The sequence below is a fragment of the Streptosporangium sp. CA-135522 genome, assembly GCF_050949235.1.
Classification (GTDB): Bacteria; Actinomycetota; Actinomycetes; order Streptosporangiales; family Streptosporangiaceae; genus Streptosporangium.
Window position 1 is genome coordinate 434,618 of record NZ_CP192027.1, and the last position, 23,160, is coordinate 457,777.

A 23,160-nucleotide genomic window follows, 5' to 3' on the forward strand; every position below is an offset into this window, starting at 1 on the left:
GTTACTTTGGGGCTCATCGCACGGACCCGAGCGGAGGGCCCATGGGAAGGCAGGGGCCGGTCCGGGCGGGGATCGGGTCACCCGTCACGGCGCGGCCGATCGGAGCCGGAGTCGACGCGCGCGCGCAGCTCGCGCACCTCGGCGCGCAGGGCCTCGCGCTGGGCGGTGAGGTCGTCGCGCTGGCCGCGCAGGTCGGCGATGCGTTCCTGGGCGCCGTCGTGTCGGGCCTGCACGCGGGCGAGAGTGGTCTCGGTGGCCGCGGTCTGCGTCCGGGCCTGCGCCAGCTCGTCGTGTAGCAGGCGCAGTTGCTCGTCGTGGGTGTCGCGCAGCCGCGTGAGCTCGGCGCGCAGCTTCGTGAGCTCGGCGCCGGCCTGGGTGCTGGCGTCCTGGGCGGCGGCGAGCTGGGTGGCCAGCGTGTCAGCGTGGCCGCGCTGGGCAGCGAGCTGGTCGCCCAGCGCTGCCGCGCGCGCCCGCTCGGCGGCCAGGTCCCGCTCGCGGTCGGCCAGGTCGCCCTGCAGCGCCGTGGCGGCGGCGCGTGTCTCGGTCAGCTCGGTGCGCAGCGCGCGCAGCTGGTTGGCCTGGTCGGCGAGCACCGCCTTGGCGTGCTCGGTGGCCTCGGTGGCCTTGCCGAGCGCGGTGCTGAGTTTGGTCACCTCCTCCCGGTTTTCGCGGGTGAGGCGTTCGAGGTCGGCGCGGGCGGCGCTCTCCCGGTCCTCGGCCTGCCGCTGCGCCTGCAGGGCCGCGCGCATGCTCCGCTCGGCGGTGATCCGGGCGGTCTCGGCGGCCGCGGTCCGTTCGCCGGCGGCCTGGGCGTCGGCGCGGGCCTCGGCGGTCTCGGCCTCGAGGGTGGCGAGGCGGGCCAGGGCGCCGCGCTCGGCCAGGTCGACCTTCGCGGCGAAGCGGTCGAGGGTCGCCTGCAGTTCCTCCTGCAGCGGGCGGGCCTGCTCCAGGGCGGTGCCGGCCTCGGTCACCGCGGTGGTCACCGCGGCCAGCTCGGTCTTTTTGCGGGCGCGGGAGGCGGCGTTGCGGCAGGCGTCGCTGCAGTAGACGCGGGCCCGCTTGCCGGTGGCGGGCGGCAGCGGCGCATTGTCCCAGGCGCAGCGGCCGTGCGGGGCGGGGGCGCTGCCGGGCCGGGCCGGGCCGGGGTCCGGCGCCGCCGGGGGCGCGGGCAGCCCGGCGGGGAGGTCGAGGGGACGGCGGGGCGGCGAGTCCCCGGAGGAGTCGTCATGCACCCGGACACGATACCAAAACACGTTCGCTCGATACGATTAAAAAATGCATCGCGACGATACGTTTTGATGCGTCGATCGCGGGATGGCGATAATCCCGGCTATCGCGAGACGAGGAAAATTGGCTGACTCCTGATAATGTTTCTTCTCCGGAGTCAGATCTAGATCGTTTGCTGCCCTCTGAAAGGAACCGGGTGACCGCCCTCGACCCCGCCGCGCCGACCCCAGGCGCCCTCGTCGTGCACACCGCCGCCGACCACGCGCTCAGCCCGGACGCCCGTGCCGCCATCGCCGCCGGCGTGCCCGCCTCCACCCGCCGCGCCTACGCCACCGACTGGCGCGCCTTCACCGCCTGGTGCCACGTCGCCGGCCGCCTCCCGCTGCCGGCCACCGCCGAAACCGTCGCCGAGTACGTCACCCACCTGACCACCGCGCCCTCGGCGCGCACCGGCCGCCCCCTCGCCCCGCCCACCATCGAGCGCGCCCTGGCCGCGATCCGCACCACCCACCACACCGCCGATGTTCCCGTGCCACAGACCAAGGCCGCCCGCAAGATCCTGTCCGGCTACCGGATGCGCCTCGCCCTGGCGCACGACGTGGCCGCCCGTCCCCGCAAGGCCGACCCGGCACTGCCCGATAGCCTGCGAGCGATGCTGGCGACCCTGGATCGCGCCAGGCTTGCCGGCCAGCGCGACGCCGTCCTGCTGTTGCTCGGCTACGGCTGCGCCGCCCGCGTCTCCGAGCTGGCCGCCCTGGACATCGCCGATGTTCGGGAGACGCCCGAGGGGCTGCTGGTCACCATCTATCGTCGCAAGCTCAAGAAGTTCACCGAGTGCAAGGTGGGCTACGGCACCAACCCGGCCACCTGCCCGGTGCGCGCGGTCCGTGCCCTACTCGAGGCGATGGCCGCGCGCGGCCGCACCAACGGGCCGCTGCTGGTGCGCATCGACCGGCATGGCCACGCGGGGGTGCAGATCAGGCGAGCGGGCCGCCCCGTCGGTGACCCGTCCGGGCGGATGACCCCGGACGCGGTCCTCGACGTCGTCACCCGCACCGCGGCGGCCGCCGGATTGGAGGGCCGCTGGACCGGCCACTCGCTGCGCCGCGGCTTCGCCACCGCCGCCCGCCGCGCGGGCAAGACCCTCGAGCGCATCGGCCGCCACGGCGGCTGGGCCGACAACTCCACCGCGCTGCTCGGCTACCTCGACGACGCCGACGACTGGACCGACAACCCCGTGGTCGGCCTGTGATGACGGCCGTCGACGTCGACCCCTGAGAGATTCTCGCGCTGGCGACTTCGGCCACCCAGCGGTGCGGGCGCCCGACCAAGAGCGGCCAACCGTGTCGTAACCGCCACGCCATCACCCAGGCGGCCTGTGCCTCACACCTGACCGCCGCGGAGCAGGAAGCGGCCGAGCAGGAAGTCGCAGCCCGCCGGGAGAAGCTCCGGCGTCAGCTGGCCCGCCGGGACCGGCGCAGCATCATCCGCTACCTTCGCTGGCGCGATCAACTTCCGAACCTGTCTATGCTGCCCACCCAGCAGCGCTGGCGCGCCTTCGTCGACGCGCACGGCGATCGCTGTGGGCTCTGCAGGGAACCCTGCCAGGGCGACACCGTCATCGCCGTCCGCCCGGGCGATCACGAACAGGCTCGGGGCTTGAACAGAACCTGCTCCGACCACTCGTGTCAATAACTCTGCGGGTCAACACAGCTAAGCTCCGAGTCGATGCTTCCTCTCACCATTGTGCCCGTCCTGATCATCGCCGGATGGCTGACCGCTGGCCTTCCGCTGCTGCTCGCGGGCGGCTTCGTCCCGCTCGCCCAGGTCCCTCTCGCGATCTTAGTGATCACCGTGCTCGTGCTGGTCGTACAGCGCGGCGCGGGTGGCCGTGAACGAAGCTTTGAGGCCGGCTGCGGGGCGTGGCGGACCGTCGCACTCATCGCGATCGCCACCGTTGTGGCGATCTTCAATGGGCTGCTGCACAGCGAGCAGATCATCGTGCGGCGCGACCCAGCGTCCTACATGCAGTTCGGCGCCTGGTTGGCCGGCCACGGTTCGCTGCCGATCCCGGCCCAGGTCCCGCTGCTCGGCGGTCCGGACCGGGCCCTCGAGTTCGCCAGCTTCGCTTTCTACGCCAAAGGCGGGGAGATCGAGCCACAGTTCATGTCCGGGCTCGCCATGCTGTTAGCCCCTGGCTACTGGCTCGGCGGCGTCAATGCCGCGCTTCTGGTCCCCACGCTACTCGGCGGCCTCGCCGTGCTCACCATCGGCGGTCTCGCGGCCCGGTTGATCCCGGGCTGGTGGGCCCTGGCCGCCCCCGCGACTCTCGCTGTGAGCCTCCCGCTGATGTACACGAGCAGGAACGCGCTGAGCGAGCCCGCCATGCTGATTCTGCTGTTCGGCGGTATGTCGCTGGTGCTCGATGGTCTGAAGACCCCGGCGGCTCTGAAAGGCCATCGGGGGCGGTTGTTCGCCGGCGGGCTCTGCATGGGGCTCACCCTGCTGGTCCGCGTTGACGGCCTCAGTGCGCTGCTCCCAATGGTCGCATTCACTGGCTTGGCAATCGCGTTCCGCCGTTCCGAGACAGGATTGCGCGGCGGCTGGGCGCTGGCGGCCGGAACCGCGCTCGGCACGGGCTCCGGACTCCTGGCCGGGTTCACGCTGGCCCGGGCCTATCTCCGCTACCTGCACGCCTCGTTCTATCCGCTACTCGCCCTGACTGCAGTCACCGTTGTGCTGACAGCGGTGGGCGCGTGGCTGATTCGCAGGTACGGCCTGCCACGCACCTCTGGCTGGGCGGTGCGTTGGGCGCCGTGGCTAGTGGTGGCCGTGATGGCGGCATTCGCCCTCCAACCGCTTGTGCGGACCGTGCGGCGGGCGCCGCACAACGCCGACGATCAGCGCACTGCAGACTTCATCGCGGCCAGCCAGCAGGCCCTCGGCCTGCCGATCGACCCGACACGACAATATTCGGAGCTGAGCCCGCATTGGGTGATCTGGTACGTTGGCCTGCCCGCCGTGATCGCGGCTGCATTCGCGGCGTTGCTGCTGACCCGTGCCTTGCTCCGCGGCGAGCGGGCGCGCTGGCTACTGCCATACGCTGTCATCGCCTGGTCCACGATCCAGGTGCTGCTTCTGCCGTCGATCACCCCCGACCACCCGTGGGCATCTCGGCGGCTGATCCCGGTCGTGCTACCCGGGGTGATCCTGCTTGCCACCTGGGGGTTCGCACAAGGACACGCACGCATGATTGGCAGCAGGTGGAGAACGATCAGCGGGCCGGTCGCGGTCGCACTGCTGCTGGTGCCGCCCGCGCTGACTGCACTCGGCACCACGTTCCAACCGGTGGAGCGCGGCGAGGTGGCGGCAGTACGGAACCTCTGCCGCGCCATCGGCCCAAACGCTTCGGTGCTGATCGTGGAGCGTGTCACCGGGGACCGGTTCAGCCAAGTAGTCCGAGGGATGTGTGGGCTACCGACGGCACGAGTTGCGGGCAACCCCGCGGACTTTCCCGGCGAGGGGGTGCCGGGGCAGAGGTCGCCGGGGGCCGATCTCGCCGATCCAGCGCATGTGCTGCGGCTTATTATGAAGATCCGCGCGGTGGGCCGTGTGCCCGTCCTTCTCGGGGCCAACCCCGGTGACGTGGCGCCGTACGGCACGCCGCGGCACGTCCTGCACCTGCGGACGAAGAAGGACGGCCATTATCTGACCTCCCCGCCACGCTCAGTGTGGAGTCTCACCTTCGACGTGTGGGCGGCCCGCGCGTGAGCTTTCTCGGCACGGTGGAACCGACGGTGACTGTCGTCCTGCCGTGTTACAACGAGGGACTGAGCTTGTTCCGTTTTGACGGACACCATTGGTGTGGTGGTCAGGCCGCGCAGGTGGCCTCGTAGGCGGCGGGACTACGGTATCCGAGGCTGCTGTGCAGCCGATGCAGGTTGTACCAGCCCTCGATGAACTCGAAGATCGCGCTGTGGGCGGCAGCCTGGCTGGGCCAGGGACGATCACTGAGCAGTTCGCTCTTCAACGTGGCGAAGAACGACTCGGCCAGGGCGTTGTCCCAGCACTGGCCGGTCCGGCCGACCGACAACCGCACCCCTAACCGCCCGGCCAGCTCGGCGAAGGCGCTGCTGGTGTATTGGCAGCCGCGATCCGAATGGAAGATCACCGTCTGTGTGGGACGGCGCTGGCGGCAGGCCGCGCGCAGGGCGTCGGCGACCAGTTCGGTGCGCAGGTGATCAGCCGTGGCCCAGCCCACCACCCGACGTGAGGCAATGTCGATGACCGTGGCCAGATACAGCCAGCCCTCCTCGGTCGGGATATACGTGATGTCGCCACACCAGCGGGTGTCCAACGCGGCCGGGCTGGGGTGAAAGTTGCGCCCGATGAGGTCGGGCCGGGCAGCGGCGTGCGGATCGGCAATCGTGGTCAGGTGCCGCCGCCGGCGATGACGGCCCTGCAACCCGGCCGCGCGCATCAGCCGTGCGACCCTGCGGCGGCCACAGCCAGCTCCCTCGCGTTGCAAAACAGCGTGGATCCGCGGGGCACCATAGGTACCCCGCGAGCGCTGATGGACCTCGGTGATGCGTTCACTGAGTTGCGCATCACGCACCGCACGAGGACCAGGCAGACCCTGGCGACGGGCGTAGAAGGCGGCTCGGGAGACCTCCAGCAGCTCACACGCCCGCTTCACGTGGTGACCGCCCTGCTTTTCCGCCTCGATGAAGGGATGCACCTTCACCGGGTCTCCTTCGCGAATAAAGCCGTGGCCCGCTTGAGGATGTCGACGTCCTCACGCAACCGGCGGTTCTCCCGCCGCAGCGCCGCCAGTTCCTCGCGCTCGCTGCTGGTCAATCCCTCCCGATTACCGGTGTCGACTTCGGCCTGCCGGATCCAGTCGCGCACTGCGGTCTCGGTCAGATCGAAATCTTTGGCCACCTGGCCGACCGAGCGGTCACCCCGCTGGCACAGCTCAACGATCTCGGCCTTGAACTCCGGCGTGAACGAACGGCGAGGGCGAGGTTTCTTCTTCCCCATGCTCTCCATGATGGACATCCTTTCGGGGATGAACCCCTGATCTCAGATGTCCGTCAAACCGGATCAAGCCCACAGGAGCTTGGTCGCGATACTCGTGACAGTGGCCGGGCTCAGGCCCGGCGGGCGGCAATCGCCGCTCTCGCCACAGGGCCGTGCGCCCGCACAACGTCGAGGGCCACAGCTTTGTTGATGGCCCCCCGCTCGGGTCCGTGTGATGAACCCAAAGACATCCCAGGGCTTTGGGTGTCAAGCGGAGGCTTCGTTGTGATGCGGCCAGGCGGTGGTCTCGTCGTAGAGGGTGCCGGTTTTGAGGCACCCGTGCAGGACGCCGACGAGCCGGTTGGCGACCTGGCGCAGTGCTGCTCGGTGACCCACATCGCGGGCGCGGAGCCGGTCGTAGTAGGCGCGTGTACCAGGTGAGACGGTCAAGGCGGTGAAGGCTTGGGAATCGAGGGCGTCGATGAGCCGGTCGTTGTGCACGTAACGGGCGAGCAGCACCTTCTTCTTGCCGGACGCCCGGGTGATTGGGCTGGTGCCGGCGTAGTTCTTGCGTGCTTTGGCGCTGACGTAACGGCCTTCGGCGTCGCCGAACTCTGCACTGCCTCAAAACGCGCCGAACCTACGACGAGTCCGTCGCGTTTCCACCTCGTCCAGTAGCCGCTGCTTGACACCACAACGTGCTCGGATGTCTGGGGACACGTTCGGGAGCGGAGGGCCATGCCGGAGCTTTACCTAAATACTGGCATCACACCTTGTTTGAGAACCATCGTTCTCATACCGTGTGATAACGGGACAAATCTCCCGTTTCTTGCCAGAAAGGGAAGCTGTCATGTCGCAATGCCAGCCCTTGGCGCCGTTCATCGACCAGATCGTTCAGCTCGAACCCTCTCCTTCCGGCGACTGCGCCCGAAGGGTGGACGATCTGAGATGCAGCCTGGACGACATGAAAGAACGGCTGGAGCGGGCGCTCCAGCGGGAACGGCAGTTCACCTCCGACGCCTCCCATGAGCTGCGCACGCCCATCGCCGGGCTCCGTGCCGAGCTGGAGGACGCCTGGCTGCACTCGGAGGAGATCGACATGGACGGAGTGCTGGAGCGCGCGCTGAGAAACCTCGACCGGCTGCAGGCGATCGTCGAGGACCTGTTCCTGCTGGCCCACCTGGACACCGCGTGGCCAGCGAGAACGCAGTCGGTGAATCTGGCGAGGCTGGTCGACGCCGAGATCTCCCGGCGGAGCGACCGGGACCGGGTCCAGCTCAGCATGGACCCGCACGTCACCATCGACGCCGTCGAGGACCAGATCGGCCGGGTGCTCAGCAACCTGTTGGACAACGCTCACCGGCACGCCGAGCGGCGGGTGCTGGTGCAGGTGCGCCGCGAAGCGGACACCGCCGAGCTGACCGTGACCAACGACGGCCGGGGCGTGCCCGAGGCCGACCGGGACCGGATCTTCGATCTGTTCGCCCGGGTGGACACCTCCCGTAGCCGTGACCTCGGGGGAACGGGGCTCGGACTGACGATCGCCCGGGAAATCACCCAGGCCCATCACGGCACCCTGACCGTCGAGGGAACCCCGACCGGAGACGTGCGCTTCGTGCTCCGGCTGCCCGTCAACACGGAACCGGATCTGTGAGACCGCGCCCGGGCCGGTCGTCCCACCCTCGAACGCGCCACCCGTAAAGATCGTCGGTACCGAGCCGACACCGACGCCGGCCTGACGCCCACACGGCAAGAGAACGACGATCCTCGCAGGGAGGTGACGAGCTTGGGCAACGAAACGGATCGAGTGAGGATCATGCGGGTGGCCGACGCGCTCTTCAACGAACGCGGTGTGCACGCGGTCGGTATGGACACCATCCGTGACATTTCGGGTGTGCCACTCAAGCGGATCTACGCGATCTTCGCGTCCAAGGACGAACTGATGCACGAGGTGCTTCGCCAGCGAAGCATCGATGCCCGCGCGGCCATCATCCGATACGTCGACTCCCACGCCAGCACCCCCGTGGATAGCATCCTGGCCGTCTTCGACTACCTCTACAACTCGTTCAGCCAGCCGGAATTCCGCGGCTGCTTCTTCATCAACACCTTCGGTGAGATGGGAAGCGTCTCCGACCGCATCGCCGACATCATCCGTGTCCACAAGGGCGCGGTGACGGACTACTTCAGCGAGCTCGTGGCGGCGGCGGGCCTGCCCGCGGACGTCGCCGACCAGCTGTCGATCCTCATGAATGGCGCCCTGGCGACCGCCGGCATTTTCGCCACCCCCGAGACGGCCCACCAGGCCCAGGCCATCGCACGCCTTCTGATCGACGCCTCCGGCGGGCCGGACGCCGGCCGGTGATGGTGAGGGCGAAAGTGAAGAAGAAGGAGCAGCAGCCGTTCTCCCGCGCGGCCGGCTCGGCAGCCCGGGCCGCGTGCTCGGCGGCGAAGGCGAGGTCCAGGAGCAGGTGCTCACGGCCGGGGCGCCGTACCTGCTCCTGGACCGCGTCGGCGAACAGGGCGTCGAACTCCGCCACCTGCAGCGGCTGCTCAGCGGTCGGCAAGGTGCCCGCCGGGATCCATCCCTACCAGCTCCCAGTCGTCATCCAGCAGCGTCCAAGCCGCGATCAGCTCTTCCGGCTCCCACCCCCGACGCATCCGACGCATCCGACCCCGCCCTCCACCAGACCGTCTCCGATACGAACACGATCAAGCAGAAACCTGGACTTGCCAGGCGCATTCACCCCTCCGTAACGATCACGAACCGCAATCGTGATTACTCACACAGCTACTGATCACTCTTAACGAGTCCGCCACTGCGGCAGACTCGGGCCTGACAGCCGCCAGCGGGTGAGCACTCCTAGCTACCGGACCTTGAGTCCCGCCCAAAGATCGTGCCCCCGCCGGTCGGCCGGGAGAGTTGATCGCCGCTGGGATGTCGTGCCCACCCGTAGGGGTGTGAGCACTGCTTGATTAGTTCGCTGACGGTTCTCCCGCAGGCTGTTGAGCATCGAGCGGTATCGAAAACGGGAGAAGCGGTGCGCCTGTTCGTGGGAGATGACTGGGCCGAGCAGCATCACGACGTCGAGTGAGCCAGCCAGCCGACGGGGTCCACACTGTTGTTCACGGCCATCGCTCTTCTCTCCTTCGATCTTGATGTCGCAATCACGAAGGGTCACGCGATGGCCGTCCTCATTTCACGGCGCTACGCCTACTAGCTGGGGAAACTCATACACCACGCCCGTGGACGCAACCTGAGCGGCAAGCAGCGGCCACAGGCCGGGTCACGCCGATACGTGGCCCCTCTTCTGAGCCGAGCAGCGGAGCAGCAGGCTGAAGCGCGCACCACCGGCTTCGGAAGTGCTCACCTCGATGGCGCCCCCGTGGGCCGCGGCGATCTCTCGGACAATCGCCAGTCCCAGACCCGTGCCTCCCCGATCACGTGAGCGTGCGCGGTCCAGCCGACTGAACCGTTCGAAAATCCGTTCCCGATCCGCTTCGGCGATTCCGGGGCCGTCGTCGGCGACGACTAGTTCGGCCAGATCTCCTCGGCGTCGCACGTCGACCTGTACAAGGTCGCCAGCGTGCCGCTGGGAGTTGTCCAGCAGGTTGGTGAGGAGACGAATGACCTGGATGCGCACGGCGCGGATGGTGATGCCGAAGTCGAGATGGCACCTCACCGGAACGCGGTCCGATCGACGATCGACCTCTGCGCGGACCAGTTCCGCCAGGCCGACCTCCTCCAGGCGGCTCGCGCCGTCCGACTCCAGCCGTGCGAGGAGAAGAAGATCGCTGACAATGGCCTGGAGCCGGTCCGCGTTGCTCAACGCCCGCTGCAGCACATCGTGAGGGTCCGTCTCCTCGGGATACATCAGAGCCTCCTGGAGCTCTGCTCGAAGGCCGGTGAGGGGTGTGCGAAGCTCGTGGGAAGCGTTGGCGATGAATTGACGTTGCAGTTCCGTCGCCCGCTTCATGAGTGTCTCGGCATCCGCCAGTCGTCCCGGATGAACGTATGCGCCACGTTCGGAAGTCTCTGGTGTGTGCCATCTGGACCCATCTCGCAAGATCAACATCTCGTCCCCCTACTATTGAAATCCGTCAGAAGCGGGCGATCGTGTTGCCGCCCACGACTCTTCCTCGATCTCCGCGCCGAGTCCTCTGGCGGGGTGGCGAGGATCCGCCCCCGTAGGGGATCGGGTAGGTGGTTGTACTTGTACGGGCGCAGATTCGAGGTGGCCATGCAGAACTGCGGGGCGGCGCAGAGGCTGATTCCGAAGCCGACGCCGTGTGGCGCGATATCGACGTGGAAGGCCGAGCCGAGGGAGGAGAACCTGGCTACCTCGGTGATGCCACCGCAGCGGGGGACTTTAAGCATGAAGACGTCGATGGTCTGCTGCGTCAGGGATTCGCGCAGACTGAACCAGGTGAAGGGAGTCTCGCCAGCGAGGATCTCCATGTCGTCCCGCCGACGGCCTCCCGCACCGCCGTCAGATGGGCCCTGTCGGTGCGCGCACTGCGGTCGATCTTCACCTTCGGGGCGCAAAAGCTTTCCTCAACGAACCGAGCGCTTGGCGAGCGGAGTCCACGAGATCGGCGTGTGGTCGGTGTCGAAGGTGTAGTTGCCGCTGATGCCGTGCACGCTCGGCGGCCGCCCCGTCGCGATGGACACGTTATTCGGATTCGTGAGGGCGGGCATCGCACCGTTGACGGTGAACGCCCTGTGGTCACAAGGGCTCCTTGATACATTCATAGGCCGCCTCCTGCTATTAGCACGATAGTGCGTTGTCGGCCCGCTCTAGAGGAACCCACGTTCGGGTTATCGGAGCCATAAGCCAAGGCGGCAGGGCCCTACGTCCTCATCGCGCTCGGCGACGCCGCCGTTCAGGCCGGACACAGCCACACGCACGTGGCCGTTGACAGACGGTTGTGTTGATGTGGCGTCGCTCATCGTCTTAAGGCGGGCGGGGTTGCGAAGCAGGCATCCGGCGGCTTGCTGCATCGTTGGCGGGCGTGATGGCGGGGGAAGCCTGATCGTGGCTGAGCGCCCATGTTGCGCAAGATCCGCAGTGCGGGGGCGGGGCCGCATCGCATGGCCCTCACGGATGAGGACGCAGGGCCCTGCCGCCTTGGCTTATGGCTCCGATAACCCGAACGTGGGTTCCTCTAGAGCGGGCCGACAACGCACTCTCGTGCTAATGGATGTCAGCCCCGTAACTGTGACGAGGAGCCGTTGTGACCACAGGGACGTTCACCGTCAACGGCAGGACCTATTCCAAGCCCACAAGCCCTGTCGTGGTGATCTGTATCGACGGCAGCGGGCCGGACTACCACGTCGAGGCTATGGCGGCTGGCCGGATGCCCTGGTTGAGCAAGATCCTTGAATGGGAGGGAAGCTCATGGCCGGCCCACTGCGCGATGCCCGCCCTCACGAATCCGAATAACGTGTCCATCGCGACGGGGCGGCCGCCGAGCGTGCACGGCATCAGCGGCAACTACATCTTCGACGCCGAGCTAGGCGAAGAAGTGCTGATGAACGACAAGCGCTTCCTGCGGGCGCCGACCCTGTTCGCCGCGGCGAACGAGGCCGGTCTTGATGTCGTCGTCGTGACGGCCAAGGATAAGCTCCGCAGGCTGCTGGGTGCTGGTCTCGTCGAGGAGGGCCCCGCCCTGGACGGCTCCGGCGAGTTTGTTGCGCCATCTCGGTGCGGCGTCTGTTTCTCGGCGGAGAAGGCCGACCAGGCTACCGTCGAGGAGAACGGCATCGGTGACGTCCTGTCTCTGGTCGGCAAGCCGCTGCCGACCGTCTACTCGGCCGACCTCAGCGAGTTCGTGCTCGCCGCGGGTGTGGAGATCCTGGCGACGCGCGGCGCCGACCTGATGTACCTGTCGCTGACCGACTACATCCAGCACAAACATGCACCCGGCACTGAGACCGCGAACGCGTTCTACGAGATGATCGACCACTACGTCGGCAAGCTGGCCGAGCTCGGTGCCATCGTGGTGCTCACGGCCGACCATGGTATGAGCGCCAAGTCCGACGACGCAGGCTGCCCGCGCGTGGTCTACATCGAGGATGAGATCCGCCGCATTCTCGGCATCCCCACCGATGCGGAGGCGGACGACCTGCGAGTGATCCTGCCCATCACCGACCCGTACACCGTGCACCACGGCGCTCTGGGTTCCTTCGCGAGCGTCTACCTGCCGAAGGGCGCCGACCACGCGACCATCATCGCGGCACTCAGGGACATCGAGGGGATCCAAGAGGTCCACGGCTGCAAGGAGGCAGCCGAGCGCTATGCCCTGCCTGCCGACCGCATCGGGGATGTGGTGATCCTCGCGGAGGCCGGCACCGCGCTCGGCCGCTTCACCGCCTGGCACGACCTCAGCGGGCTCGACGCGCCGCTGCGCTCCCATGGAGCACTGGGCGAGTTACAGATTCCCTTCCTGATCAACCGGCGACCGTCCCCGCCGGACCTGCTGGACACCCCGTTCGGTGAACCGGCCTGCATCCATAACTACGACGCCTTCTGGGTCGCCACGACGCTGGTCGCCCAGGAGGAGGCCACATCCGCGAACGCGTCCTGATACGACGTGACCACCTCAGGTTGGTCACGCTCCGCTGGCTGTCACCGCCATCTAGCCCCACCGCCCCGTGGCGGAAACCGGCTTTTCTAAGATTGGTTGAGAGACCATGTCGAACGTCGGCAATGTGATATCCGGGACTGGGAGTCCCAAGCCCCTCCCGGAGTACGAGTACGCGCGACTCAAGTGGCGCATGCTCCTGGCCACCATGTTCTGCTACTTCTTCTTCTACACGGGCAGGCAGACGTTCGGCTTCGCCATCCCGGGCATTGAGAAGGACCTCGGCCTCAGCAAGGCCACGCTGGGTGCGATCAGCGGAATCCTCCTGTGGTCCTACGCCGCAGGCCAGATGGTCAATGGCAACCTCGCCGACAAATGGGGAGGCCGCCGCATGATGGCGGCCGGCGCCATCCTCTCCACCATCCTCAACTGGTGCACCAGCTTCTCCACCGGTCCGAAGTCGCTGGGCCTCCTGTGGGGTGCCAACGGCTACGCACAATCCCTCGGCTGGCCCTCCGGCGGACGGGTCATCTCCAACTGGTGGGCCCCGCATGAGCGCGGCAAGAGCTTCGGCTTCTACACCTTCGCTGCCGGCATGGCGTCGGTCCTGGCCTTCGTCACCTCGACACTCGTCGTGGACACACTCAACCTGGACTGGCAGTGGATCTTCCGGGTACCGGTTCTGCTCATGCTCGTGGGCGGTATCGCCTTCTATCTGATCGCCAGGGAAAGTCCCGCGCACGCCGGTATCACCGCTCCCGCCGACCACTCTGCTACCGCGGCCGACTCCGCTGACAGGGCTGCCGGTGAAACCTCAGTCCAGCGCTACAAGGCCGTCTTGCGAAATCCGAAGATCTGGTCGGCCGGCATCGCCATCGGATTCCAGAACGCCGCGCGCTACGGCCTGCTGATCTGGGTCCCCGTCTACTTCCTCGGCGAGGACTGGAAGGAGGGCAGCGGCGGCATCAGTCCGCTCTGGATCTCCGTTGCCCTGCCCGTGGGCATGGCAGTGGGCGCCCTGGTCAACGGCCAGATCTCCGACCGGTTGTTCAAGGCGCGGCGGGACCGCCCCATCATTTTGTTCATGCTGCTGGGCGCGGTGATGGCCCTCACCATGTATTTGGCGCCTCTCGGCACGGTAACCGGCATCGTCGTCCTCTTCCTCACCGGCTTTTTCGTCTACGGCCCGCAGTCCTCCTTCTGGGCGTTGTGCCCGGACATCGCCGGCAAGCGGATGGCCGGCACCGCGACCGGTGCGGTCAACTGCTTCGCCTACCTTTTCGCCGGTGCGGCGGAGCCGATGGTCGGAGGTCTCATGGACAGCACCGGCAACACCAGCCTCATTTTCCCTATCGTGGCCGCGGCGTGCGGATGCAGTGCCCTCGTCGCCCTCACGATCCGACGCTAGGAGGCGCGACATGACTGACCTTGACAATGGAGCACTCAAACTGCGGGAGACCCCGGTCGCGACAGCCGCCGTCTGGGCGGGGCCGGGGAGCGGCTTCACCATGGAGCCGCAGTCGTTGCCCCGGCTGCTGCCGGGCGAGGTACTCGTCCGCGTCGAGCTGGCCACCATCTGCGGCAGCGACCTGCACACCATCGCCGGTGACCGTCTCACCCCCCTTCCCACGGTGCTGGGGCACGAGGCGGTCGGCATCATTCAAGCCGTGGGCAGCACAGCCCGTACTGCCCACGGGCAGCCCCTGCTCCCCGGCCAGCGCATCACCTGGACGATCGGGACCTTCTGTGGCTCCTGCCGACGCTGCCGTCGTGGTATTCCGCAGAAGTGCGAGAACGTCCGCAAGTACGGTCACGAGGCCATTACCGACCACTGGCGACTCAACGGCGGCCTCGCAACCCACTGCCACCTTCTCGCAGGCACCGGGCTGGTGGCCGTGCCCGCCTCTCTCCCTCCGGAGGTGGCGGCACCAGCGAACTGCGCCACCGCCACGGTCGTGTGCGCGGCCCGGCGCGCCGAGCTCAAGGCCGACGACTCGGTGGTGGTGATCGGCTGCGGAATGCTGGGACTAACCGCCGTGGCCTATGCCCATGACCTCGGGGTCGAGCACATCATCGCGTGTGACATCGATGGCGGCCGCCGAGCGCTGGCGCAGGAATTCGGCGCCACCGTAGCCTGCTCACCCGCCGCGCTAGAGGCCGCCGTGAAGGATTTCGGCGCGGATGTCGTCTTCGAGCTCTCCGGGAACAGCCGGGCCGTGCAGTCGGCATTGGACATTGTCGGGCTGGACGGGCGCGTGGCACTCGTCGGCTCGGTGTCACCGGGGCCAAAGGTGAGCTTCGAACCCAACGCTTTCGTCCGTAACCTGTCGCGGGTGATCGGCAGCCATAACTACACCGTCCACGACCTGGCCGAAGCGGTTGACTTCCTGATGCGCACGCCGAAACAGGATCTGTTCGCCGCGCTCGTGCCCGCCTCCTTTCCTCTCTCGGACATCGACACCGCGGTCGCCACGGCCAGTACCGGGGCTGCTCCCCGGATCGCCGTACGCATGGACTGACGTTCTCATATCTATCGAAGACCAGCGCTGCTCGCGGGGTCACGACTCGCGCCCCTTGGCCGCATCCGGTCCTCACGGGCCGTCTCACCTCTTACGGAGTCCCACATGGCGCAGCCGAGTTCCGACCATCTGCTCAACCACATCGGCGGCCGATGGGTGCCGTCCCTGACCGGTGCGGTGCGCCCGAACCTCAACCCTGCAAACACCGACGACGTCATCGGGCAGTTCACCGAGTCAGGCGCGAAGGATGCCGCCGCCGCCGTCGACGCCGCGACAGCGGCCCAGCCGGAGTGGGACGCGATCGGCCCGATCGAGCGAGCCAAGATCCTCACCACCGCCGCGCGGCTGATCGAAAAGCGGCGCGACGAGTTCGCCGAGGCGATCACGCGAGAGCAGGGCAAGCGTCTGTCGGAGGGTAAGGGTGAGGTGTCACGCTCCCTGACCATCTTGGACTTCACGATCGGGGAGGCCCGCCGGATCAACGGCGTCACCACGCCGGCCGAGGAGCCCCGCACCCTGGCGATGACCTTTCGGAGGCCGCTCGGGGTAGTCGGCCTCATCACCCCTTGGAACTTCCCCGTCGCCATCCCCCTGTGGAAGGTCGCCCCGGCCCTGGTATCCGGCTGTACGGCCGTGCTCAAGCCGTCGCCGCTGACCCCGTGGACCTCCGCCCTGCTGGTGCAGGCAATCACCGACGCCGGACTACCGCCGGGCGTGCTCAACCTGGTGCAGGGCGACCGTGATCCAGGCGAGGCACTGGTCGCCGACCCACGCGTCGCCGGCATCTCCTTCACGGGCTCCCTCCCCGTGGGCCAGGCTATCAACCGGGCGGGCGCCGACCGGCTGATGCGCACTCAACTCGAACTGGGCGGCAAGAACGCACTGATCGTTCTGGCTGACGCCCACCTCGACGAGGCTGTTGACGCCATCATCCACGGCGCGTTCGGGCAGAGCGGGCAGCGCTGCAGCGCGACCAGCCGGGTTATCGTGGACCGTTCCGTACGGGATCAACTGCTGGACATCCTGGTTCCGCGGGTCCAGGCCATGCGGATCGGGCCCGGCGACCAGGAGTGGGCGAACATCGGCCCTGTGGTCAATGACGAGCGGCTACGCGCCTGCCTGGCGGCGGTGGAGAAGGCGGTCACTGCGGGTGCGCGGCTCGCCTGCGGAGGGAAGCAGGCCACGCTCGACACTCCCGGCTATTTCGTCGAGCCGACCATCTTGACCAATATCGGATGGGACAGTGAGATCGCCCAGGAGGAAGTCTTCGGGCCGGTGCTCTCCGTCATCGACTGCGACGGCTATGAAGACGCCATGCGGATCTCAAACTCCGTACGGTACGGAATGTCGGGCACGATCTTCACCCAGAACTCCTCCCTGATGTTCCAGGCCCTCCATGACTTCCAGGCAGGCATGTTGCATGTGAACCGTCCCGGTGTGGGCGCTTACTCGCATCTGCCGCATATGGGAGCAAAAGCATCCCAGCTCGGTGCTCCCGAATGCTCGCCGGACGTCTGGAACTTCTACACCGACCTCCGGTCCGCCTGCATCAGGTATTGACGGTCCAGGCCGTCACGAGGGCCATTCGGCCACGGTCCGAACGAGTTCGACGAACGCCTTCTCCGGCGGTGTGAGGACGCGGTCGGCCCGTATGACAAGGAAAACGGTGCGGGTTGGTGGAGCCGGGGTGAGGAGCAGGGTGCTCAGCATCCCGGACTCGATCTCCTGCCGGATGACGTGCTCGGACAGCAGCGAGACTCCGAGACCCTGGCAGACCGCCTGCTTGAGCGTATCGGGGCCCCACATGTCCCACTGCTCGGCCGCCTCTAGACCCCATGTCCGCAGTGCGCACGCCTGGAGCCGTCGGCTCGCCGACCCGGTCTCGCGCATGAGGAAGCGCTGATCCGCCAGATCGGCGGGGGTCAGGGCCCGTCCCACGAGGGGGGAGTTCGGTTCGGCCACGAGCACCATGCGTTCTTCGAACATTCCTTGCGCCAGCAGCTGTTCATCGCGCGGAGTGTCGGCGCACAGGCCGAGTGCGACCTCTCCACGCAGCAGCCAGGACTCAACTGTATCTTCGTTTCCCACGCGGATCTGGCAACTCACCTTGGGCGCTCGTACGGAGAAATCGGCAAGGAGGCGAGGCAGGAGGTAGGTGCCGAAAGTCGTGGTGCCCGCTACCACCAACTGGCCACTTTCCAGCCCGCGGTAGTCGGCGGCAACGCGCTTGATGGAGTCGAGAATCTCGAACACCTGGTACACGTGCTCGACGACGATTTCTCCTACTGGGGTAGGACGTGCTCCAAGGCTTGTGCGGTGGACGAGCTGGACTCCGAGGGAGTTCTCCAGGTTCCGGATGTGGTTCGACACAGCTGGCTGGCTCATGAAGAGTGCCTTGGCGGCCCCTGAGAAGCCTCTGAATTCGACCACCTTCACCAGAACTTCTAGCTGGTTCAGAGTTACCATGCTGCGAACCTTCCAGAAAGAGGTTACAGCAAAAACACTGTCTACTGAATTCCTGTCGCTGCGGAGCACTCCGTTGTCACCTAAGTTTAAGGCCCACCGCTCGAGTTGATGTCACCAAAGGAAGAACGACCGAGCGTTACGCAACAAATCCGCTACGTAGCGATGCTGAGATAGGGTCTCCAGGGGCGGGCCAGTTCAAAGGGCAGACCGGTCTCGTTGAAGAAGCCGATGATGAGATCAGGTCCGTACTGCATGCATTTCGGCCGGGTCTGATGATCGCGGTGAGGACGTCCCGCCCAGTGACCGCCAGGTTGCCCAATCCGATGCGGAGGTTGGCCCAAATACCCTCGGCCGGGTTGAGCTCGGGAGCCTAGAGGGTGTCTGAGAAGTCATGATCGAGGCGCTCCGAGACGGTGCAGGAGCAGCATGCAGGTCGCGGCGTAGATGACGTTCTCCGACGTCGTGATCAGATACTCGTAATCGCGTGACAGCCGTCGATAACGGCCCAGCCAGGCATACGTCCGCTCCATGACCCAGCGACGCGGGATCACCCCGATGCGTGGCACCTCGCGCGGCGGCGCGTCGTTCCTGGCCCACGTCGAGCGCATGCCGCCGTCGCGGCGCACCACGATCTCCACCGTCACCCCAAGCACCCCCTGCGCCCAACCGATGAACCGAGCCCCGCGATATCCCTGATCAGCCCATACATGGCGCAGCCTGGGGAAGCGATCGATGCTGCGCGACAGCACCACCATCGCGCCCTCTCGATCACCGGCGTTGGCCGGACTCACACAGGCGCCCAGCACGATGCCGAGCGTGTCGACCAGCAGGTGCCGCTTCACCCCGAGGACTTTCTTGGCGCCGTCGTAGCCGTGCAGGCCGCCGCGTTCGGTGCCGCGCACGCTCTGGCTGTCGATGACCCCGGCGCTCGGCGTGGGATCGCGGCCCTGACCGGCGCGTTCCTGCTTGGGCAGCGCGGCCAGGGCCTCTTCCCACAGGCCGTCGATCCGCCATTGCCGCCAGTAGTGGTAGACCGTCCGCCAGGGCGGAAAGTCATGCGGTAGCAGTCGCCAGGCGCAGCCGGCCCGCAGCCAGTAGGAGATCGCGTTCACGATCTCCCGGCGCGAGTGCACCACCGGGCGTCCGCCGCTCTTCGGGGCGGGGATCAGCGGCTCCAGCAGCGCCCATTCATCATCGGTGAGGTCTGTCGAATAGGGGCGTCGGGGGTCGGGCATGGGTGCCTCCCACGCCCAGCAACGCACACCGGCAGGCAGTTGAACAGCTACGCGACCGCCAGCTTCTCAGACACCCTCTAGTTCGCGTTCGCCGATCAGGCCGCGCATTCGCTCAGATAGGGGACGCCAGGGAGTGTTTGATACATCTGCCACTCCTCCACGGTAGGGATCGGCGCGGCTGAAAGTTGGAGCAATGGTCAATACCTGTGGATCGGTTTGGGTGTTGCTGAGTCAGCGAAGTCGTCCAGCCTGGTGTAGGTGATCGAAGATGATCTGGTCGACTGGGGACACGCGGTCGCGGTCGCGGTCGGCGTAGCTCAGCCAGGTGATTTCTTCGATCTCGCTGCTGGGCGTCGGCACTCCGTGATGGTCGGCGGTGTAGCAGGTCATCTACACGGTGACGCCCTCGGCGTGGCCATGTGCTTGGGCCTGGTAGGTGCCCACGTGGGTGGCGGTGGCGGGGATGATGGTGATGGAGAGTTCCCCGTCGATCTCGCGGATGAGGGTGTCGATGTCGGTTTCGCCGGGTTCGCGTTTGCCGCCGGGGATGTAGTAGGCGTTCTTGCCTCGTGACCGGGTGCTGAGGATCTTGCCGTTGTCCAGGTGGATCCAGGCGATCTTTTCGATGGTGCTGTTCACCGTGTGCTCCTGTAGTCGGGGGCAGAGGGATGGGTCAGACATCCCTGGACGTTTGTTGTCAAGCGGCGAGGTCGTGGTTGTGGTGTGACCAGGCGGTTGCTTGGTTGTAGAGGGTGTGGGTTTTGAGGCAGCCGTGGAGGATGCCGACGAGGCGGTTGCCGACCTGGCGGAGGGCGGCGTTGTGGCTGATGTCGCGGGCTCTGAGCTGGTCGTAGTAAGCGCGGACGTGGGGGTCGTGGAGGAGGGCGCAGGAGGCTTGCAGGTGGAGGGCGTCGACGAGCCGGTCGTTGTGGACGTAGCGGGCGTGGACGGTCCGTGTTTTGCCGGATTGGCCGGTGATCGGGCTGGTTCCGGTGTAGCTCTTGCGGGCTTTGGCGGAGGCGTAGCGGCCTTCGGCGTCTCCGAACTCGGCGAGCACCCGGGCACCGAGAACGGTCCCGATGCCGGGCTGGCTGAGGATGACCTCAGCGTCCGGGTGCCGGCCAAAATGGGCCTCGACCTCGCCCTCGAGGATCTTGATCTCACTATTGAGGACGGTAATGATCGCGACCAGTGACGTGACGGTGGAGGCGTAGGCGGCGGTGATCAGGCCGGCCTGGCCGAGATGCTCGGCGCGCAGCACGTCCTGGATCGCTCTCGCTTTGGCGGGGATGTCCCGGCGGCCCTTGAGGCAGGAGCTGATCTGACTCGTCGTCAGCTTCGCGGCCACGGCGGGGGTGGGGGCCTTGACCAGCAGCTTGAGTACCGCTTCGGAGGTGAGGCCCAGGGGCTTGTAGGCCTCCAGGGCGGCGGGGAAGTAGTCCCGCAACGCCACCCGCAACCGGAGCATGTGGCGGGTCCGTTCCCACAACAACGTCTGGTGCGCCCGGGTGACAACCTCGACCGCTTCGGCGATCTCGGAGTCTCCCGCAACCTCCCGCAGCTGGTGACGGCGAGTGCGGATCATGTCCGCGAGCGCGTGGGCGTCGCCCTTGTCGCTCTTGGCCCTCGACGAGCCGAGGATCTCCCCGTGCTGGGCCGCCTGCTTGGGATTCACACCGAACACCCGGTACCCCGTTGCTCGCAACGCCCGCACCCACGGGCCCCGGTCGACCTCGATACACACCAGCACATCGGCGGGGGACACGTTCGGGAGGAGGAGGCCAGCTCCTCCAGGTGTGTGGGCTTGCCCATTCTGGGAGGCCGCCCATGGCCGCATCGACCTGGTCCGCGTTCAACGTCACTGGGAAGGACATTCTGCGGATCATCGGCTCGATCCACACCGGCGCTGTACGCGCCTACGACGTGATCCGAATGCTGTCACGCGGTGGCGCTGGGCGAGGCCATCGCGCACTGCGGGCGTATCTCGAAGACCTTACACATCCCTCGGATGGCCGACGAGCCCGGCTATCGCCGCCGGATCAAGGCCCAGGCCAATCTGCAGGGAGGCCGTCACGCCCGCCGCAAGATCTTCCACGGCCGCAACGGGCAGCTGTATCAGAGCTACCACGAGGGTATGGAAGACCAGCTCGGCGCTCTCGGTCGGGTCCTGAACGCAATCGTGCTGTTCAACACCCGATACATGGACGCTGCCCTGGACCAGCTCCGCACAACCGGGTTCGACGTGCGCGAGGAGGACGTGGCCCGGCTGTCGCCGTTCGTGCGGCATCACATCAACATGATGGGCCGCTACTCCTTCCTCCTCCCGGAGATGCCCGATGGGCTACGGCCGCTGAACCCCACGTCGTGACCGCCTATTCCTCAAGACCGAACACTGCGGAGACTCGCCGTGTGAGATCTTCCTCGGTGCCCCAGGAAGCTGCCCTGAGCCCGTGGAGGCCCAGATGCCGGGCCTGCTTGGTGAGCCGGTCGGTGAACAGTGCGTCGCGCTGGAGCAGGTTCTGCAGTGCCTGCTGCGGGTCACTGGTCTTGGCGAGGAATCCCCATGCCGGTCCGCCACGGCTGTCGAACACCGCCTGGCGGAACTGGGGAGTCGGCAGCAGCCACACGGCATGGCCCACTTCGGCGAGCAGGGGTTGGACGAGGTCGGGCAGCAGCCGGAATCCCTCGGCGACCACCGGCCGGTCGGCGGGGAGGGCGAGGAGATCTTCAATGATCAGGTTGAATCCTTCGCCGTGAAACCAGTGGAAGGTATCGAGCATCTCGCGCGGACTTCTGGCCACCCAGCGTTCGTCCATGTCCATGGCAGCGAACTTGCCCAGGTAAGGAGCTTGTTCCACGGGCATGCGGCGGGCGTGGTCGGGCATGGCCGCGTCGGTATCGTACAGACGCATCCCATATCGGTCGGCGATGCGCCGGGCGATGGTGGATTTTCCGGACCCACTGCCGCCGCCGATCCAGTAGACGTGGCGCAATCGTTCCCTCCAAACGTTGGGGGAAGCCCCTTCGTGCAGTGCAGAGTGCATTCGTTGACTCCCGTTCCTGTCTAAGGCCTGCCCGGCGGGTGTTAAGGACGAACACTCGGTGCACAACCGAGCTGGGCCCGATGGGCTGTGCTGTCGCGCTTCCATGCCTTGTCGACGACGGCCGCCGCGCACGAAAGACGTTCCGAAGCATTACCGCGATGGCCGGGAAGCCAGCCGCCGACCGGCCAGAGCCACGCCGGCCTGCGAGGCGCACGCTCCCACACCACCTCCAGCGGGCGTCCGGCCGGGACGCTCCAGTGCCGTAGCAGATCATCGACCGCTTCGGGCACCGGCACCCAGCTGTGATGATCCGGCCCGTCCGGATCGACGTCTTCTCCGTCGAGGTGGGTCTCGAAGTAGCCGTTGGGCAAGAAGCGGCGGACGCGCCGGCGTCAGAGCGGCCGATTGCGTCCGCCGAGCGGCGTGATCACGGTCTGAGCTGCGTGGCGAAGCTCGTCATTGACGACCAGGTCCTGCCACAGCCGTACCTGTTATGGGGTGAGGGCAGCGGTGTCTTCCCGGCGGGCGCGCTCACGTTCCCTTTGCACAGCAGATGGCAGGTGGCCTTGGCCTCGATCAAGGCCTTCGCCGCCTGGTCGAGCACCTCGTCCGCCTCGTTCAGGTTGAGGGGGTCCCCGTAGCTTCGGCCGAAAATCCAACGGATATGCCTCTGGCCTGCATGGATAGAAGGGCCCAGGTCCGGTCCACCAACCCGATACCTCTGCATAAGCGCAGGTCAGCGGCATATCTGTTGGATTTTCCGCGATTACTACCGGGACCCCTGGCCGTTCCCTGATTCCCCGCCCCCGGAGCACCCGGGCGAAGTCAGCGGCATCCTCGGCCCGGCCCGCCGCATCTACCAACCGACACACCCCTCCTGAGGTGACCTCGCATCAGAGCAGGTCAGAGGCAGGCTCGTTGGATTTCCCGCGATTGCTATCGGGACCCCCTTGCCCCGCCTGTATGTTTACGTAAACATACAGGCGGGGCAAGGCTCTCCGTCGACGAGCCCCACCACCGCGTACTTGCCCTTCAACACAGGGTCTTTCAGAACAGGAGCAGCACCAC

Annotated in this window: 16 protein-coding genes and 6 pseudogenes; 11 read left to right on the forward strand and 11 right to left on the reverse strand. The window is 66.9% G+C overall.

All coding sequences use genetic code 11. The features are described 5' to 3' along the window. Positions 1-77 precede the first annotated feature (77 nt). The gene (locus ACQPYK_RS50470) at positions 78-1,232 is read right to left on the reverse strand and encodes a hypothetical protein (RefSeq protein WP_433259505.1); all 1,155 of its coding nucleotides are present in this window, start codon (positions 1,230-1,232) and stop codon (positions 78-80) included. A 191-nt stretch (positions 1,233-1,423) separates the two neighbouring features. Between ACQPYK_RS50470 and ACQPYK_RS50475 the strand changes: the two genes are divergently transcribed. Next, on the forward strand, positions 1,424-2,479 hold the full coding sequence (locus ACQPYK_RS50475; RefSeq protein ID WP_433259506.1) for a tyrosine-type recombinase/integrase: 1,056 nt from the start codon (positions 1,424-1,426) through the stop codon (positions 2,477-2,479). Between the two features lie 476 nt (positions 2,480-2,955). Further along, positions 2,956-4,998, forward strand: coding sequence for an ArnT family glycosyltransferase (locus ACQPYK_RS50480; RefSeq protein ID WP_433259508.1), 2,043 nt, complete (start codon positions 2,956-2,958; stop codon positions 4,996-4,998). Between the two features lie 100 nt (positions 4,999-5,098). Here the strand turns inward: ACQPYK_RS50480 and ACQPYK_RS50485 are convergent. Both ACQPYK_RS50485 and ACQPYK_RS50490 read right to left on the reverse strand, forming a co-directional pair. Continuing rightward, positions 5,099-6,267 (reverse strand): annotated as a pseudogene (locus ACQPYK_RS50485) (IS3 family transposase). A gap of 246 nt (positions 6,268-6,513) precedes the next feature. After that, positions 6,514-6,861, reverse strand: a pseudogene (locus ACQPYK_RS50490) (IS110 family transposase); the annotation flags it as partial. Between the two features lie 349 nt (positions 6,862-7,210). Between ACQPYK_RS50490 and ACQPYK_RS50495 the strand changes: the two are divergent. The 3 genes and pseudogenes from ACQPYK_RS50495 to ACQPYK_RS50505 all read left to right on the forward strand — a co-directional run. Further along, a pseudogene (locus ACQPYK_RS50495) lies at positions 7,211-7,423 on the forward strand (histidine kinase dimerization/phospho-acceptor domain-containing protein); the annotation flags it as partial. 36 nt (positions 7,424-7,459) lie between these two features. Further along, complete coding sequence (locus ACQPYK_RS50500) at positions 7,460-7,900, forward strand: sensor histidine kinase (protein WP_433258934.1); 441 nt, start codon at positions 7,460-7,462, stop codon at positions 7,898-7,900. A 123-nt stretch (positions 7,901-8,023) separates the two neighbouring features. After that, positions 8,024-8,608: a TetR/AcrR family transcriptional regulator gene (locus tag ACQPYK_RS50505; RefSeq protein ID WP_433259510.1), complete on the forward strand. Its 585-nt coding sequence runs from the start codon at positions 8,024-8,026 to the stop codon at positions 8,606-8,608. Positions 8,609-9,530: 922 nt separating this feature from the next. On the opposite strand, the gene ACQPYK_RS50510 is transcribed toward ACQPYK_RS50505, so the two are convergent. The 3 genes from ACQPYK_RS50510 to ACQPYK_RS50520 all read right to left on the reverse strand — a co-directional run bounded on the left by ACQPYK_RS50510 (position 9,531) and on the right by ACQPYK_RS50520 (position 10,996). After that, on the reverse strand, positions 9,531-10,319 hold the full coding sequence (locus ACQPYK_RS50510) for a sensor histidine kinase (protein ID WP_433259511.1): 789 nt from the start codon (positions 10,317-10,319) through the stop codon (positions 9,531-9,533). Continuing rightward, entirely contained in the window at positions 10,313-10,702 is a 390-nt protein-coding gene (locus ACQPYK_RS50515) for an enolase C-terminal domain-like protein (RefSeq protein ID WP_433259513.1), read from the reverse strand. Before ACQPYK_RS50515 ends, ACQPYK_RS50510 begins: the two co-directional genes overlap by 7 nt. A gap of 96 nt (positions 10,703-10,798) precedes the next feature. Continuing rightward, positions 10,799-10,996 carry an alkaline phosphatase family protein gene (locus tag ACQPYK_RS50520; protein ID WP_433259514.1) on the reverse strand — a complete coding sequence of 66 codons (198 nt, stop codon included), beginning with the start codon at positions 10,994-10,996 and terminating at the stop codon, positions 10,799-10,801. Positions 10,997-11,478: 482 nt separating this feature from the next. Here ACQPYK_RS50520 and phnA point away from each other — a divergent pair, with 482 nt between their 5' ends. From phnA to ACQPYK_RS50540, 4 genes are all read left to right on the forward strand, one after another. Then, a complete protein-coding gene (phnA, locus tag ACQPYK_RS50525) occupies positions 11,479-12,831 on the forward strand; it encodes a phosphonoacetate hydrolase (RefSeq protein ID WP_433259515.1) in 1,353 nt (450 codons plus the stop codon). 106 nt (positions 12,832-12,937) lie between these two features. Further along, positions 12,938-14,236 carry an MFS transporter gene (locus tag ACQPYK_RS50530; protein ID WP_433259517.1) on the forward strand — a complete coding sequence of 433 codons (1,299 nt, stop codon included), beginning with the start codon at positions 12,938-12,940 and terminating at the stop codon, positions 14,234-14,236. Positions 14,237-14,336: 100 nt separating this feature from the next. Further along, a complete protein-coding gene (locus ACQPYK_RS50535) occupies positions 14,337-15,347 on the forward strand; it encodes a zinc-binding dehydrogenase (protein ID WP_433259519.1) in 1,011 nt (336 codons plus the stop codon). Between the two features lie 105 nt (positions 15,348-15,452). Further along, positions 15,453-16,907, forward strand: a complete 1,455-nt coding sequence (locus ACQPYK_RS50540; RefSeq protein WP_433259520.1) for an aldehyde dehydrogenase family protein — start codon at positions 15,453-15,455, stop codon at positions 16,905-16,907. A 12-nt stretch (positions 16,908-16,919) separates the two neighbouring features. Here ACQPYK_RS50540 and ACQPYK_RS50545 read toward each other — a convergent pair whose 3' ends face one another. The 4 genes and pseudogenes from ACQPYK_RS50545 to ACQPYK_RS50560 all read right to left on the reverse strand — a co-directional run. After that, positions 16,920-17,813 (reverse strand): LysR family transcriptional regulator, encoded by an 894-nt coding sequence (locus ACQPYK_RS50545; protein ID WP_433259521.1) that lies wholly within the window; start codon positions 17,811-17,813, stop codon positions 16,920-16,922. A gap of 389 nt (positions 17,814-18,202) precedes the next feature. Next, entirely contained in the window at positions 18,203-19,048 is an 846-nt protein-coding gene (locus tag ACQPYK_RS50550; protein ID WP_433259522.1) for an IS5 family transposase, read from the reverse strand. A 231-nt stretch (positions 19,049-19,279) separates the two neighbouring features. Further along, positions 19,280-19,729, reverse strand: a pseudogene (locus ACQPYK_RS50555) (NUDIX hydrolase). Between the two features lie 16 nt (positions 19,730-19,745). Continuing rightward, a pseudogene (locus ACQPYK_RS50560) lies at positions 19,746-20,807 on the reverse strand (IS110 family transposase); the annotation flags it as partial. A gap of 52 nt (positions 20,808-20,859) precedes the next feature. Here ACQPYK_RS50560 and ACQPYK_RS50565 point away from each other — a divergent pair. Next, positions 20,860-21,416: pseudogene (locus ACQPYK_RS50565) on the forward strand (Tn3 family transposase); the annotation flags it as partial. A gap of 4 nt (positions 21,417-21,420) precedes the next feature. Here the strand turns inward: ACQPYK_RS50565 and ACQPYK_RS50570 are convergent. After that, positions 21,421-22,041: a shikimate kinase gene (locus tag ACQPYK_RS50570; RefSeq protein ID WP_433259524.1), complete on the reverse strand. Its 621-nt coding sequence runs from the start codon at positions 22,039-22,041 to the stop codon at positions 21,421-21,423. Positions 22,042-22,397: 356 nt separating this feature from the next. Between ACQPYK_RS50570 and ACQPYK_RS50575 the strand changes: the two genes are divergently transcribed. Continuing rightward, on the forward strand, positions 22,398-22,733 hold the full coding sequence (locus ACQPYK_RS50575; protein ID WP_433237466.1) for a hypothetical protein: 336 nt from the start codon (positions 22,398-22,400) through the stop codon (positions 22,731-22,733). The last annotated feature ends 427 nt before the right edge of the window (positions 22,734-23,160 follow it).

Bases quoted from the DNA above. Each gene is read 5' to 3' on its own strand.
- ACQPYK_RS50480 (WP_433259508.1), top strand. From the start codon at position 2,956: ATGCTTCCTCTCACCATTGTGCCCGTCCTGATCATCGCCGGATGGCTG.
- ACQPYK_RS50510 (WP_433259511.1), bottom strand. From the start codon at position 10,319: ATGTTGATCTTGCGAGATGGGTCCAGATGGCACACACCAGAGACTTCC.
- ACQPYK_RS50515 (WP_433259513.1), bottom strand. From the start codon at position 10,702: ATGGAGATCCTCGCTGGCGAGACTCCCTTCACCTGGTTCAGTCTGCGC.
- ACQPYK_RS50520 (WP_433259514.1), bottom strand. From the start codon at position 10,996: ATGAATGTATCAAGGAGCCCTTGTGACCACAGGGCGTTCACCGTCAAC.
- ACQPYK_RS50530 (WP_433259517.1), top strand. From the start codon at position 12,938: ATGTCGAACGTCGGCAATGTGATATCCGGGACTGGGAGTCCCAAGCCC.
- ACQPYK_RS50535 (WP_433259519.1), top strand. From the start codon at position 14,337: ATGGAGCCGCAGTCGTTGCCCCGGCTGCTGCCGGGCGAGGTACTCGTC.
- ACQPYK_RS50540 (WP_433259520.1), top strand. From the start codon at position 15,453: ATGGCGCAGCCGAGTTCCGACCATCTGCTCAACCACATCGGCGGCCGA.
- ACQPYK_RS50545 (WP_433259521.1), bottom strand. From the start codon at position 17,813: ATGGTAACTCTGAACCAGCTAGAAGTTCTGGTGAAGGTGGTCGAATTC.
- ACQPYK_RS50550 (WP_433259522.1), bottom strand. From the start codon at position 19,048: ATGCCCGACCCCCGACGCCCCTATTCGACAGACCTCACCGATGATGAA.
- ACQPYK_RS50575 (WP_433237466.1), top strand. From the start codon at position 22,398: ATGATCCGGCCCGTCCGGATCGACGTCTTCTCCGTCGAGGTGGGTCTC.